This is a genomic window from Henriciella marina DSM 19595 (assembly GCF_000376805.1).
GTDB classification, from domain to species: domain Bacteria; phylum Pseudomonadota; class Alphaproteobacteria; order Caulobacterales; family Hyphomonadaceae; genus Henriciella; species Henriciella marina.
The window spans coordinates 699,029-713,029 of sequence record NZ_AQXT01000002.1 but is presented as its reverse complement, the minus strand read 5'-3'; the positions used below and the strand labels follow the sequence as shown (position 1 = coordinate 713,029).

Sequence of the window (14,001 nt, the reverse complement as noted above, 5' to 3'; positions counted from 1 at the left end):
AACTCAGGCGCCGTAATAGCGCAGCATCGGCACGACGATGAGCGCCGCAATAGCTGTACAGATTGCCGCTCCGATCGTCGCCCAGAGTGCCTTCTTCGCCAGCATCGGATTTGCCGGCGCGCCTTCCTCAGTGCCTTCGATGATGTCGCCATCCTCAAACTGGCCGCGCACGCCAATTGGCAGGACGACAAAGAGGCACATCCACCAGGAAATCGCAAAGATGACGAAAGCGCCTACCGGTCCCATCAGTGATCGCCCTTTGGCGTCTCCATCAGCTCGACGAGCACACCATTGGAGTTCTTGGGATGGACGAAGACGATGGGCGTGCCGTGCGCACCGATGCGCGGCTCACCCAGCACGGTTGCGCCGCGCGACTTCATCACGTCGACCGCTTCGTTGATGTCATCGACTTCAAAGCAGACATGATGCTGGCCGCCCTTGGGGTTCTTCTGGATGAAGTTCCAGATCGGGCTCTCTTCGCTGAGCGGCTCGATCAGTTCGATCTGGCTGTTTGGCAGGTTCACAAAGCAGACTTTCACGCCCTGAGCGGGCATGTCGAAAGGCTCGGTAATGTCGGTCGCGCCATAAAGTGTGCGATAGGTATCGATCGCATCAGGAAGCGACGGCACAGCAACACCGACATGGTTCAACGGGCCCAGTTTGAAATCGTCCGCCATTATTGCCTCACACTCTCATAACCATGACATCGACCAGTGGCTTCCGGCCGAACGTCTTTTCACACGCCTTGCGGATCGCCCTAACAAGGGCCGTCTCCACGGCATCATCAATTAGGCGCTTTTTGCGCGAGAGACCATCGAGCGCGTCGTCGCAGGCGCTCTCGATCGCATCGATGGACTCGTCGGCCAGCCGCCCGTCTTCTTCCGAGAGGCCCCGAACAGCAAGGTAAGGTCCGTCGGCCACGCTGCCATGCTCATCGATGGAGACGCTTGCCGAGACATAACCGAACTTGGAGATCGCAACGCGTTCGCGAAGACCCTCAGAGCCTGCCGGGACAAGCCGGTTACCATCAAGATGCAGACGGCCGTGCGGCACCGTATCAATAACTTCCGCCTTGCCCGGTGCCAGCCGGATCATGTCGCCATTTCGAGGCGTGACCGCTTCAGGCACCTGCATGCTTCGCGCAAAAGCAGCATGCTCAACGATGTGGCGGCGTTCGCCGTGCACCGGCACGGAAATACGCGGGCGCACCCACTGATACATCCGCTCCAGCTCATTGCGGGCTGGATGGCCGGACACATGGATCGGGTCCGGGGTCATCTTGTCGGTAATGATGCGCACGCCCTTTTCGGCCAGCGCATTCTGCATCTCGAAGATGCCTTTCTCATTTCCCGGAATAACCCGCGACGAGAAGATGGCCGTATCGCCCTCGCCAAGCGAGATATGGCGGTGGGACCCGTTCGATATCCGCCCAAGTGCCGCGCGCTCTTCGCCCTGGCTGCCCGTGCAGAGGATCAGGATCTTGTCGGCTGGAAAGCTACCCACATCCGCCTCATCGACGAGGTCTGGGAGGTTCTTCAGCACACCAGTCTGGACGGCGGCATCGACGATCTTGTGCATGCTGCGGCCGGCAAGGCAGACGCTCCGGCCGGCCTGACGCGCCGCTTCGATAACGGTCGACACACGCGCCACATTGGAGGCAAAGGTCGCCACGGCAATCCGGCCCTTCAGGCTGGCAATCAGCTTGATCAGATTGGTGCGGACGGTCGCTTCGGACCCGCTCTCGCCATCGACGAACACATTCGTGCTGTCGCAGATCATCGCCAGAACGCCTTCATCGCCGAGCTTTTTCAGCCCCTCGACATCAACGGCCTCACCGATCAGTGGATCGGGATCGATCTTCCAGTCGCCGGTGTGGAGAATGGTGCCGCACGGCGTTTCGATCGCCAGCGCATTCGGCTCCGGGATGGAGTGTGTCAGCGTCATGTAGCGAACCTTGAAAGGTCCGGCCTGTACCTCTCCGCCCAGCGGAACGACATTCACGTCGACATGCTTCAGCCCACGCTCGGCGAGCTTTCCAGCCACAAGGTGCGCGGTAAACGGCGTCGCATAGAGCGGCGCGCGCAGTCTTGGCCATAACAGGCCGACCGCACCGATATGGTCTTCATGCGCATGCGTCAGGAAGATCGCATCGATCTCATTGGCATGCTCGACGATGAATTCAGGGTCGGCGCTGATCAGGTCGATGCCCGGCGTCGTGTCGTCGCCAAATGTCACGCCCAGATCGACCAGTATCCAGCGCCGGTCATGCGCTGGGCCGTATCCATAGACGTTCAGGTTCATGCCGATTTCGCCGCAGCCCCCAAGCGGGAGGAAGACGAGTTCGGGCGTGTCCTTATTGGGCATCAGGTCCTTTCTGGTTCCGGCGGTATATTTCCAAGAGGCCGGACTCCATCAGGGTCTGGTCATAATGGTCAATCGTAGAACTCGCCCCTTCAAAGAGCGAGGCAACACCGCCGGTCGCGATTACAGTCATCGGCCGGGCGTATTCATCCTTCACACGTCTTACAAGGCCATCGATCAGATCGATATACCCCCAGAACACGCCCGTCTGCATCGCAGCAACGGTTGAGTCGCCAATAATCTTTTCAGGCCTCTGGATTGCGATGCGTGGCAGCTGCGCCGCCGCATCGTGAAGCGCCCGCATCGAGAGGTTAATGCCCGGGCTAATAATGCCGCCTTCAAAGCCGCCATCCGGCCCGACGATATCCAGCGTCGTCGCCGTGCCGCTATCGATCACGATCAGAGGGCCGGGATAGGCGATGTGCGCGCCGATGGCAGCGACGAGACGGTCAGCGCCGACCTGCTCGGGACGAGGAATACGGATAGGTACGCCGAGTTCCACCCCCGGCTCGCCAACGACAATCGGCTCAACGCCGAAATAGCGCCGGGACAAATTGCGGAAATTGAACATCGCCTGCGGCACAACGCAGGAGATAACGCACGCATCGATGTCATAGATCGACACCTTGCGCATATGCATGAGCGGTTCCAGCCACACGACGAAGTCGTCTGCGGTGCGCCGGGCATCGGTCGCGCTCCTCCAGAGAGCGACCCAGTCCTCGCCGTCGTGCAGGGCGAAAACCGTATTGGTATTACCGACATCAATCGCGAGCAGCATGGTCGCCGATCTCCTTCACAAGCTCTACATCCCCGGCCCTGATCGTCTGCGTCTTTCCATCAGCCAATTCAAGGATCAGCGCCCCATCAGGCCCGACAGCCTTGAATACGCCCGTCTTTGCATCAGGCCCTTTGCCAACTGTGACCAGCTCGCCCAGACCTTCCGCATGGGTCTGCCAGTCGCGCAATAATCCATCAAAGTCGGACACCGCCTGGCGGCATCGACGCGCGAAGGCAGGGCGCAGCGTGTCCAGAAACATTTCTGCGGTCAGCTGTTCCGGCGCCCCGAGACCGGTGAGGCTTGCTGCCGCCTGTCCTGCGCTCTCTGGCGCAAACCGCACATTGATCCCCATCCCACAGGCGACCCAGGCTGATTTCGACGGCAGTGTTCCAGCTTCGACCAGAATGCCGGAAATCTTCTGCCGGTCGGCCCGCACATCATTCGGCCATTTGACCTTCAGCCTGTCTGCCGCGTTGAAGACCGCGCAGGCATCAATAATGGCCAGGCCGGCGGCAAAGGGATAACGCGTCGCCTTGATCAGGCCGCCCTTTTCCTCAAACAGCGCCGTGACAAAGAGATTGCCGGTCGGTGACACCCACTGGCGCCCGAGGCGGCCGCGCCCGGCCGTCTGCTTACGTGCGGCAATCCAGACAGGGCCCGTATCATCCGCCTGCGCCCGGCGTCTGGCCTCTTCATTCGTGCTGTCGATCTCGTCGAACCAGAGAACTGGCGCGTCTGGTCTCACTGAATGAACCCGGCAGAGGCTCGCGTCGCCCAGTCGATGAAGGGCGAGATGAAGACAAACAACACCACACACCCGGCAGCCGACGCATAGACCGCCCAGGATACGGTCGCATCAACTGGCTGGAAGCGCTCTGCTGGCTCCTTCACCCACATGATCAGAATGATACGAAGGTAATAACCGAAGGCGAGGACCGAGCTCAGCACCAGAACAATCAGGAGCGGCAGCAGGCCAGCATTCCAGCCCGCCTCAAAGAGCACCAGCTTGCCAAGGAAGCCGACAGCCAGCGGGAAGCCCGCAACCGAAATAACGAGGATCGTCAGCGCAACGGCGAGGCCGGTACGGCGGCGCACAAGGCCCGCAAGCTCATCAATGCTCTCCACCATGCCGCCCTCACGGCGCATCGACAGGACACCGCCAAACAGACCGATAGACGCAAGCACATAGGTCGTCATGAAGACCAGTAGCGCTGCCGCGCCATATTCTGCACCAGAGGCAACCGCGACCAGCGCATAGCCCATATTGGCAATGGATGAATAACCCAGCAGGCGTTTGAGATTGGTCTGGATCAGCGCGCCAAACGCACCGATCAGCATCGATAGCGTCGCAATAATCGCAATGATCATCTGCCAGTCCTCGAATACGGTCGGGAACGCGGTGAAGAGCAGATTGGCAAAGACAACCATGCTGGCCATTTTCGGCGCGGTCGCAAAGAAGGCGACGACTGGGCTTGGGGCGCCTTCATAGACGTCCGGCGTCCAGACGTGCATCGGCGCAGCCGATACTTTGAACGCCATGCCGGAAATCATCAGCACCATGCCGAAGAGAAGGCCAATGCCGCTCTCGGCGCCTGCAATATCAGCGTAGGAGGTCGAACCGGTGAAGCCGTAGACCAGCGAGATACCGTAAAGCAGGATGCCCGACGCCAGCGCGCCGAGGACGAAATACTTCAGGCCCGCTTCTGACGAGCGGATCGAGTCGCGGTGGAAGGACGCCAGCACATAGGAGGAAAGGCTGAGCGTCTCGATCCCCATATAAAGCGTCATGAGGTTGGAGGCCGACAGGATGATCCCCATGCCCAGCGACGCAAAGATTACCAGCAGCGGATACTCATAGCGGATCGTACCGTGACGCTTGAAGAAGCTCTCGCCCATCAGCAGCGTCACAGCGCCCGCCAGGAAGCTCACAAACTTCGCGAAATTGACGAACGGACCCGTCGAGACGAGACCGCCAAACGCATCGCCGCCGTCCCAGTTCATGAGAACGACCAGCGCCGCCAGAACGAGCGTACCTGCGCCGAGCTTGAATGACAGGCCATTGAACTTGTCGCCCATGATCGCGCCAGCCAGCACGCCGCACAGTCCCGCCAGCGCGAGCAGAAGCTCCGGGCCAATGGCAGAGATCATCGCCTGAAAATCGAGCATGTGCCTCTACCCTCCGGTGATCATCTGAAGCGCGCGCAGGCTGCTTTCGCGCGTGATGTCGAATACGAGATTTGGTGTGATGCCGAGCAGGATGGTGCCAATGATCAGCGGCGTGATCGTGATGAGATCCTTTTTGCCGACATCGGTAATGTTCTCCAGCGCCGGGTTGGTGACCGGGCCAAACACGGTCCGCCGATAAAGCGTCAGCATATAGACAGCCGAGAAGATCACGCCAAGCGCGGCACCCGCCGCCGCCCAGGTCGAGGCCTGGAACGCGCCGGTCATGGTAAGGATTTCACCGACGAAACCGCTGGTCCCCGGCAGGCCGACATTCGCCATGGTGAACAGCATGAAGATCGCCGCATAGACCGGCATCTTGTTCACAAGGCCGCCATAGGCTGCGATCTCACGCGTATGCACCCGGTCATAGACCATGCCAACAATGAGGAAGAGCGCGCCAGAGATCAGGCCGTGCGAAATCATCTGGAAGATTGCGCCCTGAACGCCAACTTCGGTGAACGAGAAGATGCCAAGCGTCACGAAACCCATATGCGCCACCGACGAATAGGCGATCAGCTTCTTCATGTCGGTCTGGCGGAAGGCGACCAGCGACGCATAGACGATGGCGATGACCGACAGCGCAAACATCATCGGCTGGAAGAACTGGCTCGCATCCGGGAACATCGGCAGCGAGAAGCGCAGGAAGCCATAGCCGCCCATCTTCAGCAGAACACCGGCAAGGATGACAGAACCGGCCGTCGGGGCCTGAACGTGCGCATCCGGCAGCCAGGTGTGCACCGGGAACATCGGCAGCTTCACCGCGAAGGAAGCAAAGAAGGCCAGCCACAACCAGGTCTGCACTTCAGGCGCGAAGGCATAGGTCTCAAGCACCGTGATGTCGGACGTGCCTGCCTGCATGTACATGAACACGATGGCCGCCAGCATGAAGAGCGAGCCGAGAAGCGTGTAGAGGAAGAATTTGAACGACGCATAGATGCGCTCTGCCCCGCCCCAGACGCCGATGATGATGAACATCGGGATGAGGCCCGCCTCGAAGAAGACGTAGAACAACACCATGTCCAGCGCGCAGAAGACGCCGATCATGAAGGTTTCGAGCACCAGGAATGCGATCGTGTATTCGGTCAGCCGGTGCTTCACCGTGCCGAAGGACGCGATGAGGCTGATCGGCGTCAGCAGTGTCGTCAGCAGGATAAGCAGCAGCGACATGCCATCGATGCCAAGCTTGTACTGAACGCCCGCGAACCAGCTTACTTCCTCGACCAGCTGATAGCCAGGCGCATCGACCTTGAAGCTCACCAGCATGACCAGCGAGGCAGCAAACGTCGCCCCGGAGAAAATAAGACCTGCCAGCAGCGACTGGCGCCCGCGCACGGGATCGTCAGCGTCATTGCGGCCGGTCGCGGCCTGTACCAGCATGATCAGCAAAGCGCCAGCCAGCGGCAGGAAGATGACCGCGGTCAGAATCGGGAAATTGCCCATCAGCCCGCGCCTCCGACGCGCCAGAACATCACCGCGCCAAAGACAAGCGCTGCGCCGATGATCACGAATGCATAATGATAGAGATAGCCTGTGTGCATCGCAGACAGGCGGCGCGAACCCCACCGCACCAGCGACGTCACACCGTCCGGCCCGAAGCCGTCAATGATGCGCTTGTCACCTGTTTTCCAGAGGAAGCCGCCGAGCCAGTGCGTGCCCTTGATAAAGGTCGCATTGTAGATCTCGTCGAAATACCACTTGTTGGCGAACAGGCTGTGAAGCGGGCCACCTGAGGCGGCAATCCGCGCGCCAAAGCCGCGATTGAAGAAATAGGTGAATGTCGCGATCACAAAGCCAGTGATCGTCACGAAAAGCGGTGCCCAGAACACCCATTCCGGTACATTGTACTTCTCTTCGAGCACCAGATTGTCAGCCGCCGTATAAAGCGCCCCGGCCCAGAACGACGCCTGGTCGTGACCGACAAAGGAATCGTAGAATAGGAAACCGGCAAAAATCGCGCCGAGCGATAGCAGACCCAGCGGGATCAGCATTACCAGCGGCGACTCATGCGGGTCTTCATGATGGGTGTGATGCCCATGCTCGTCGACCGACAGATGCTCATCGGCATGGCTGTCGAATTCAGGCGTTTCCGGCGGGATCGAATCCTCACGCGGCCCATGGAACGTCATGTAGATGAGGCGCCAGGAATAGAAGCTCGTCAGCAGCGCGGCGATGATGCCGAGAATGAAGGCGAACATGCCGAACGACACGCCATTCTGACCTGCCGCAAAGGTCGTCTCGATAATCGCATCCTTGGAGAAGAAACCAGCAAAGCCGAGCGAGGTATGCGGTATGCCAAGGCCGATAATGGCAATCGTACCGATCATCATGGCGGCATAGGTCAGCGGCATGAACTTCGCGACACCGCCCATACGGCGCATGTCCTGCTCATGGTGCATGCCGTGGATCACAGAGCCTGCCCCGAGGAAGAGAAGCGCCTTGAAGAAAGCGTGCGTGAAGAGGTGGAACATCGCGGCCTGATAGGCGCCGATACCGGCGGCGAAGAACATGTAGCCAAGCTGCGAACAGGTCGAATAGGCGATGACACGCTTGATGTCATTCTGCGCAAGGCCAACCGTCGCCGCATAGATCGCGGTCACCGCCCCGATCAGCGTCACCATGCCGGCTGCGAACGGAGCGTACTCATAGATTGGCGATGCCAGACAGACGAGATAGACACCCGCCGTCACCATGGTCGCGGCGTGGATAAGCGCGGACACTGGCGTAGGCCCTTCCATCGCGTCCGGCAGCCAGACATGCAGGAAGAACTGCGCCGACTTGCCCATCGCGCCAATGAAAAGCAGCACGCCGATAAGCTCCAGCGCAGGCACATTCCAGGAGAGGAAAGGCACGACCAGATCCTGGATCGGCGCGGCCCCTGCAAGCGCCAGCGGCACTACGGTCGCATTCTCGCGAATGGCGGTCATGACAGGGTCAAACTCGACCGAGCCGAACACCACGAAGATCGCCATGATCCCGAGCGCCAGACCAAAGTCGCCGACCCGGTTGGTCACGAACGCCTTGCTCGCGGCGCTGTTCGGCGCAGCCTTCGTGTACCAGAACCCGATCAGCAGATAGGACGCCAGCCCCACGCCTTCCCAGCCAAAGAAGAGCTGGATGAAATTGTCCGCTGTCACCAGCATGAGCATCATGAAGGTAAAGAGCGACAGATAGGCAAAGAAGCGCGCCCGGTGCGGGTCTTCGCTCATATAGCCCCAGGAATAGACGTGAACGAGGGCCGACACGCCCGTGATCACGGCCATCATGACGATGGACATGGCATCGACGCGGATCGCCCAGTCGGCCTGGAACTGGCCAACATCCATCCAGGTCAGCATTGTGATGATGTGCTGGACCGGCGCAACCATGGCCGCGCCATGATCACCTGCGGCTGGCGCCGCGGTATGCACCGCTTCTGCGACCCCGCCGCCAAATGCGAACATGAAAAGCTGGATGACCGACAGGATGCCTGCAAGACCGACTGTGCCGGTGGTGATGACCATGGCACCGGTATCGGTCACGTATTTCTGGAACAGGCCAGCGATCAGGGCGGCAAGCCCCGGCGCCAGCACAATGAAGAGAAGTGCGATATCAGGAAGCATATCCAGCCTATCCCTTCATCAGGTCGACGCTCTCGACGGCGATGTCGCCCCGATTGCGGAAGTAAACAACAAGGATGGCGAGCCCCACGGCCGCTTCAGCGGCCGCAACGGTGAGGACAAGCATGGCGAATATCTGCCCGGCAATCGTGCCTGAGAACACCGAGAAGGCGACCAGGTTGATGTTGACCGACAGCAGGATGAGCTCGATCGCCATCAGGATGACGATGATATTCTTGCGGTTCACGAAGATGCCGACGACGCCAACGGTAAACAGCACAGCCGAAACGGCCAGGAAGTGGTTGATGGTAATATCCATGACCTAAAGTCCCTTGCCTGACTCGACATCGATGCGCCGGATCGCGTCCTTGCGGGTCCGCGCAGTCTGCTTGGCGATATTCTGGCGTTTGACGTGCGGCTTGTGGCGCAGCGTCAGCACAATGGCGCCGATCATGGCGACAAGAAGGATGATGCCGGACAGTTGAAAGAGGAGCAGATACTCGGTGTACATCACCTGCCCGATCGCTTCGGCATTGGTGTCTGCGCCCGGGCTTGGGTTAAGCGTGCCGGTGTCGCTGCCACGCGCAAAGGTCGCGAGCGCAATCTCTGCGATGAAGGCAATTCCGACCAGCGCGCCGAAAGGCAGATAGCTGAGAAAGCCCTGCTTCATCTCGACGAAATCCACGTCGAGCATCATCACCACGAAGAGGAAGAGCACAGCGACGGCACCGACATAGACCACCACCAGAAGCATCGCCAGGAACTCCGCCCCGATCAGGACGAGCAGACCAGCTGAGGTAAAGAACGCCGTGATCAGCCAGAGCACCGAATGAACCGGGTTCTTGGCCGCGATCACCGCGACCGCCGAAAAGGTCACGATCGCTGCCAGTATGTAGAAGGCGATGAGTTCCACCGGTTCAGCCCCAAGATTACCAGCGGCAAATGCCACTGCAGAAAAGTGAAGGCGCCCGCCCTAACGGTACGGCGCGTCGAGTTCAAGATTGCGGGCGATCAGGCGTTCCCAACGGTCGCCATTCGCAAGCAGTCTGTCCTTGTCATAGTAAAGTTCTTCGCGCGTTTCGGTCGCGAATTCGAAGTTTGGACCTTCGACAATGGCGTCTACCGGACAGGCTTCCTGACAGAAACCGCAATAGATGCATTTCACCATGTCGATGTCATAACGGGTCGTGCGGCGTGAACCATCTTCGCGCGGTTCGGCATCGATCGTAATGGCCTGCGCCGGGCAGATCGCTTCGCACAGTTTGCACGCGATGCAGCGCTCTTCGCCATTTGGATAACGGCGCAGCGCATGCTCCCCGCGGAAACGCGGGCTCAGCGGGTTCTTCTCGAACGGATAGTTCACGGTCGCCTTGCGCCGGAACATTTCCCGGATGCCAATTCTGAAGGCATGCAGGAAGTCGGTCATCATGGCGCCGCGGAGGGACTGAACGATGTTCATGTCTGTACTCCTGTGTAAACGACGTAGGCGGCGACGACGAAGACAGCGCCGAGCGACGTCGGAAGAAAGATTTTCCAGCCTAGGCGCATCAGCTGGTCATAACGATAGCGTGGGACGACGGCTTTCACGAGCGCGAACAGGAAGAAGCAGAAAACGACTTTTGCCATGAACCAGGCAAGGTGGCCAAGATTGACCATCCAGACCGGGAAACTCGAGACGAAATCTTCACCGAACGGGATCAGCCCATGCCAGCCGCCAAGGAAGAGCAGCACCATCATCGCGCACATCAGAACGATGTTGAGGTACTCACCGATCATGAACAGCAGGTACGGCGTGGAGGAATACTCCACCTGATACCCGGCAACGAGCTCTGATTCTGCTTCCGGCAGGTCGAAAGGCGGCCGATTCGTCTCAGCCAGCGCCGAGATAAAGAACATCACGAACACAACGACCATGACCGGGAAGAGTATGATGTTGTTGAAGCTGAACACGTGCCAGGTCCAGAAACCGCCGGACTGGTTGTCCGCGATGGCGCTCAGATTCATCGAGCCGACGAGCAGGATAACCGTGATGATGATGAAGCCGATCGAGACCTCATAAGACACCATCTGCGCAGCCGACCGCAGGGACCCGAGAAACGGGTATTTCGAGTTGGAGGCCCAGCCGCCCATGATGATGCCGTAGACACCAAGCGATGAGACGGCGAAGAGGTAAAGGATCCCGACATTTAGGTCAGCAACCACCCAGCCTGGTGCCACAGGAATCACCGCCCAGGCGGCAAAAGCCAGCGTTAGCGACATGATCGGCGCCAGCAGGAAAACCGTCTTGTTGGCCCCTGCCGGGATAATGATTTCCTTCAGCAGGAATTTGCCAAAGTCGGCAAAACTCTGAAGCAGGCCAAACGGACCAACGACGTTGGGTCCCTTGCGCATCATCACGGAGGCCCAGACCTTGCGATCCATGAGCAGGAGGAAAGCCAGACAGAGCAACAGGACGACCGTAAACAGCAGGATCTGACCGATGACGGTCAGCCAGCCAAACAGCAGTCCATGTTCCTGGATGAATGCACTCATGGCGCTCGCCTACTCCGCTGCTACCGGCGTTTCAAGGCCACGCTTCATGAGCGAGCACTCCGCCATCGTCTTTGATGCCCGAGCGATCGGGTTGGACAGATAGAAATCCTCGAAAGGCGCTTCAAAAGGACGCGCGCCTGCAAGGCTTTTTGGCTTTTCGGGAGCCTTGGACAGCGCCTCATGCGCCGCCTCGCCCGGCGCGAAGCCAAGACCTGCGAATATTGGATTATGCTCACGCAGCTGCTCGCGGAGCTGACCGGCCGAATCATATGGCAGCGCCGCGCCCAGCACTTCCGAAAGCGCCCGGAAGATCGCCCAGGCCTCACGCGCCTCACCCTTCGGTTGGACAGCCTTACGGGTCATCTGCACGCGGCCCTCAGTGTTCACATAGGTCGCTTCCATTTCGGTATAGGCTGCGCTCGGCAGGATAATGTCCGCGCGCGCTGCGCCGCGATCCCCGTGGGAGCCGACATAGATCACCGTCGTGTCGCCAAGACGGCTGAGATCAAGCTCATCTGCACCGAGCAGGACAAGTGTATCGACGCCGCCTTCGAGCATCGCCTTGGTATCAAGGCCATTCTCACCCGGCAAGAATCCCGTATCGAGCGCGCCGACACGGCCCGCGGCATTGTGAAGAACGCCGAAGCCGCTCCAGTCTTCGCTGATACCGCCAGCATCGAGCGCAATCTGATGCGCCGCCTTCAGGACATCCTCGCCATGCTCACCGACAAGCGCCTGCTCGCCGACGATAACCATTGGCCGCTTGGCGTCCTTGAAGGCCTTCACAAAGTCACTGTCACCGTCCAGCAGCCCCTCGAGGTCGCCTGGGCCAGTGCCGAGATGCTCATAGTCATAGGTCAGATCGACAGGCTCGCCGACAACGCCAACCTGGAGGTTATTCCAGAGCCAGGCCTTGCGGATGCGCGCGTTCCAGACGGCCGCTTCAACGCGCGGATTGGTCCCGATCAGAAGCAGCACGTCGGCTTCCTCGACGCCCATGAATGTCGGGTTCAGGATGTACTTTTCTCGCACGCCATCAGCGCCATAGCTTGCGCCTTCAGGGCGGCAGTCAGTTGATGAAACCTCAAGGCTACGTGCCAGATCGAGCGCGGCGCGGGCCTGTTCGACCTCAACAAGGTCACCGGCAATAAAACCTGTCTTTTCCTTGGAGGCTTTCAGCGCATCCGCTGTCTTCTGCAGCGCTTCCGGCCAGCTCGCGGGACGCAGCTTGCCGTTCTCGCGCACATAAGGCTTGTCGAGGCGCTGGCGGGCGAGCCCGTCCCAGATGAAGCGCGACTTGTCTGACAGCCACTCTTCATTCACCTCTTCATTGACCACTGGCATGATCCGCATCACGCCTGCGCCCTTCGCATCCACACGGATCGCGGCGCCCATGGCGTCCATGATGTCAATCGATTCCGATTTGCGCAGCTCCCATGGCCGCGCATTGTAGGCGTATGGCTTGGATGTCAGCGCGCCGACCGGGCAAAGATCGATGACATTGCCGGAGAGCTCCGACGAGAGCGATTCTTCGAGGTATGTCGTGATTTCAGCGTCTTCGCCGCGCGAAATCATGCCCAGCTCTTCGACACCGGCAACCTCTGCGGCGAACCGCACACAACGCGTGCACTGGATGCAGCGGGTCATGTGCGTCTTGACCAGCGGCCCCATATACTTGTCTTCGACCGCGCGCTTGTTCAGCGCATAGCGAGAGCCCGACCGGCCATAGGCCATGGCCTGGTCCTGCAGGTCGCACTCACCGCCCTGGTCGCAGATCGGGCAATCCAGCGGGTGGTTGATCAGCAGGAATTCCATGACGCCATTGCGAGCCTTCTCGACATAATCGCCAGAGGTCAGGATGGTCGGCGCCGTGCCATCCGGGTTCAACCGCATATCGCCAACGGTCTGGGCGCAGCTCGCAATAGGCTTTGGCGCGCCTTTCCACTGGACCAGGCACATACGGCAGTTACCGGCAACCGACAGGCGCTCGTGATAGCAGAAGCGCGGGATTTCAGCGCCAGCTTCCTCACACGCCTGCATCAGCGTGTAGTGCTTGGGCACCTCGATATCCTTGCCATCGATGTTCAGTTTGAAAAGGTCGTCAGCCATCGCTTTAGAACTCTTGTACGGGATTGAATTTCGGCTCGCGCGACAGCGAATTCCAGCGCGCAAGCAAATAGGTCGGGACGATCACGATCAGGCTTCCCATCATCGCAGACGGGCGCCAGACCCGCTGCACGAATATCTCGTGACCAAAGCTGATGAGGAGCGAGATGACCGCAACCGCAAGGATCGCCCACAGATACTTGGTGGAGACCAGTGAGACGACACCCAGCGCGACCATTGCGATCATCTGCGCGACCGGGAAAGTCAGCGCACCAAGCATCAGCATATCCCCGCCATAGGTCTGCGCGACCACGAGCAGGGCGAACACATTCGTCCCGATGATCACGGCGCACCAGATGGTGGTGAGGATGTTGCGGAGCATGGTCATCTGTCGGTGCTGCC

14 protein-coding genes are annotated in these 14,001 nt (G+C 59.7%); all 14 read right to left on the bottom strand.

What is annotated here, in order from left to right:
* Positions 1-3: 3 nt before the first annotated feature.
* The 14 genes from F550_RS0103640 to F550_RS0103575 are packed head-to-tail and all read right to left on the bottom strand — an operon-like array spanning position 4 to position 13,987.
* Positions 4-246 carry a DUF1467 family protein gene (locus F550_RS0103640; RefSeq protein ID WP_018147169.1) on the bottom strand — a complete coding sequence of 81 codons (243 nt, stop codon included), beginning with the start codon at positions 244-246 and terminating at the stop codon, positions 4-6.
* Positions 246-677, bottom strand: coding sequence for a methylmalonyl-CoA epimerase (gene mce, locus F550_RS0103635; RefSeq protein WP_018147168.1), 432 nt, complete (start codon positions 675-677; stop codon positions 246-248). The genes F550_RS0103640 and mce overlap by 1 nt, the downstream gene beginning before the upstream one ends.
* 7 nt (positions 678-684) lie before the next feature.
* Positions 685-2,364 (bottom strand): ribonuclease J, encoded by a 1,680-nt coding sequence (locus F550_RS0103630; protein ID WP_018147167.1) that lies wholly within the window; start codon positions 2,362-2,364, stop codon positions 685-687.
* Positions 2,354-3,139 (bottom strand): type III pantothenate kinase, encoded by a 786-nt coding sequence (locus F550_RS0103625; RefSeq protein WP_018147166.1) that lies wholly within the window; start codon positions 3,137-3,139, stop codon positions 2,354-2,356. The genes F550_RS0103630 and F550_RS0103625 overlap by 11 nt, the downstream gene beginning before the upstream one ends.
* Positions 3,123-3,884 carry a biotin--[acetyl-CoA-carboxylase] ligase gene (locus F550_RS16760; protein WP_018147165.1) on the bottom strand — a complete coding sequence of 254 codons (762 nt, stop codon included), beginning with the start codon at positions 3,882-3,884 and terminating at the stop codon, positions 3,123-3,125. The genes F550_RS0103625 and F550_RS16760 overlap by 17 nt, the downstream gene beginning before the upstream one ends.
* Positions 3,881-5,305, bottom strand: coding sequence for an NADH-quinone oxidoreductase subunit N (locus tag F550_RS0103615; RefSeq protein ID WP_018147164.1), 1,425 nt, complete (start codon positions 5,303-5,305; stop codon positions 3,881-3,883). The genes F550_RS16760 and F550_RS0103615 overlap by 4 nt, the downstream gene beginning before the upstream one ends.
* Positions 5,306-5,311: 6 nt before the next feature.
* Positions 5,312-6,805, bottom strand: coding sequence for an NADH-quinone oxidoreductase subunit M (locus F550_RS0103610; protein WP_018147163.1), 1,494 nt, complete (start codon positions 6,803-6,805; stop codon positions 5,312-5,314).
* Positions 6,805-8,964 carry an NADH-quinone oxidoreductase subunit L gene (gene nuoL / locus F550_RS0103605; RefSeq protein ID WP_018147162.1) on the bottom strand — a complete coding sequence of 720 codons (2,160 nt, stop codon included), beginning with the start codon at positions 8,962-8,964 and terminating at the stop codon, positions 6,805-6,807. The genes F550_RS0103610 and nuoL overlap by 1 nt, the downstream gene beginning before the upstream one ends.
* 7 nt (positions 8,965-8,971) lie before the next feature.
* On the bottom strand, positions 8,972-9,280 hold the full coding sequence (gene nuoK / locus F550_RS0103600) for an NADH-quinone oxidoreductase subunit NuoK (protein WP_018147161.1): 309 nt from the start codon (positions 9,278-9,280) through the stop codon (positions 8,972-8,974).
* A gap of 3 nt (positions 9,281-9,283) precedes the next feature.
* Positions 9,284-9,874, bottom strand: coding sequence for an NADH-quinone oxidoreductase subunit J (locus F550_RS0103595; RefSeq protein ID WP_018147160.1), 591 nt, complete (start codon positions 9,872-9,874; stop codon positions 9,284-9,286).
* Between the two features lie 60 nt (positions 9,875-9,934).
* Positions 9,935-10,420, bottom strand: a complete 486-nt coding sequence (gene nuoI, locus F550_RS0103590; protein ID WP_018147159.1) for an NADH-quinone oxidoreductase subunit NuoI — start codon at positions 10,418-10,420, stop codon at positions 9,935-9,937.
* A complete protein-coding gene (nuoH, locus tag F550_RS0103585) occupies positions 10,417-11,493 on the bottom strand; it encodes an NADH-quinone oxidoreductase subunit NuoH (protein ID WP_018147158.1) in 1,077 nt (358 codons plus the stop codon). The genes nuoI and nuoH overlap by 4 nt, the downstream gene beginning before the upstream one ends.
* A gap of 9 nt (positions 11,494-11,502) precedes the next feature.
* Positions 11,503-13,602, bottom strand: a complete 2,100-nt coding sequence (nuoG, locus tag F550_RS0103580; protein ID WP_018147157.1) for an NADH-quinone oxidoreductase subunit NuoG — start codon at positions 13,600-13,602, stop codon at positions 11,503-11,505.
* A gap of 4 nt (positions 13,603-13,606) precedes the next feature.
* Positions 13,607-13,987: a hypothetical protein gene (locus F550_RS0103575; RefSeq protein ID WP_018147156.1), complete on the bottom strand. Its 381-nt coding sequence runs from the start codon at positions 13,985-13,987 to the stop codon at positions 13,607-13,609.
* Between the last annotated feature and the right edge of the window lie 14 nt (positions 13,988-14,001).

What these genes read in the sequence shown, in the direction of transcription:
- F550_RS0103640 (WP_018147169.1), bottom strand. Translation starts at nt 246, where the DNA reads ATGGGACCGGTAGGCGCTTTCGTCATCTTTGCGATTTCCTGGTGGATG.
- mce (WP_018147168.1), bottom strand. Translation starts at nt 677, where the DNA reads ATGGCGGACGATTTCAAACTGGGCCCGTTGAACCATGTCGGTGTTGCT.
- F550_RS0103630 (WP_018147167.1), bottom strand. Translation starts at nt 2,364, where the DNA reads ATGCCCAATAAGGACACGCCCGAACTCGTCTTCCTCCCGCTTGGGGGC.
- F550_RS0103625 (WP_018147166.1), bottom strand. Translation starts at nt 3,139, where the DNA reads ATGCTGCTCGCGATTGATGTCGGTAATACCAATACGGTTTTCGCCCTG.
- F550_RS0103615 (WP_018147164.1), bottom strand. Translation starts at nt 5,305, where the DNA reads ATGCTCGATTTTCAGGCGATGATCTCTGCCATTGGCCCGGAGCTTCTG.
- F550_RS0103610 (WP_018147163.1), bottom strand. Translation starts at nt 6,805, where the DNA reads ATGGGCAATTTCCCGATTCTGACCGCGGTCATCTTCCTGCCGCTGGCT.
- nuoL (WP_018147162.1), bottom strand. Translation starts at nt 8,964, where the DNA reads ATGCTTCCTGATATCGCACTTCTCTTCATTGTGCTGGCGCCGGGGCTT.
- nuoK (WP_018147161.1), bottom strand. Translation starts at nt 9,280, where the DNA reads ATGGATATTACCATCAACCACTTCCTGGCCGTTTCGGCTGTGCTGTTT.
- nuoI (WP_018147159.1), bottom strand. Translation starts at nt 10,420, where the DNA reads ATGAACATCGTTCAGTCCCTCCGCGGCGCCATGATGACCGACTTCCTG.
- nuoH (WP_018147158.1), bottom strand. Translation starts at nt 11,493, where the DNA reads ATGAGTGCATTCATCCAGGAACATGGACTGCTGTTTGGCTGGCTGACC.
- nuoG (WP_018147157.1), bottom strand. Translation starts at nt 13,602, where the DNA reads ATGGCTGACGACCTTTTCAAACTGAACATCGATGGCAAGGATATCGAG.
- F550_RS0103575 (WP_018147156.1), bottom strand. Translation starts at nt 13,987, where the DNA reads ATGACCATGCTCCGCAACATCCTCACCACCATCTGGTGCGCCGTGATC.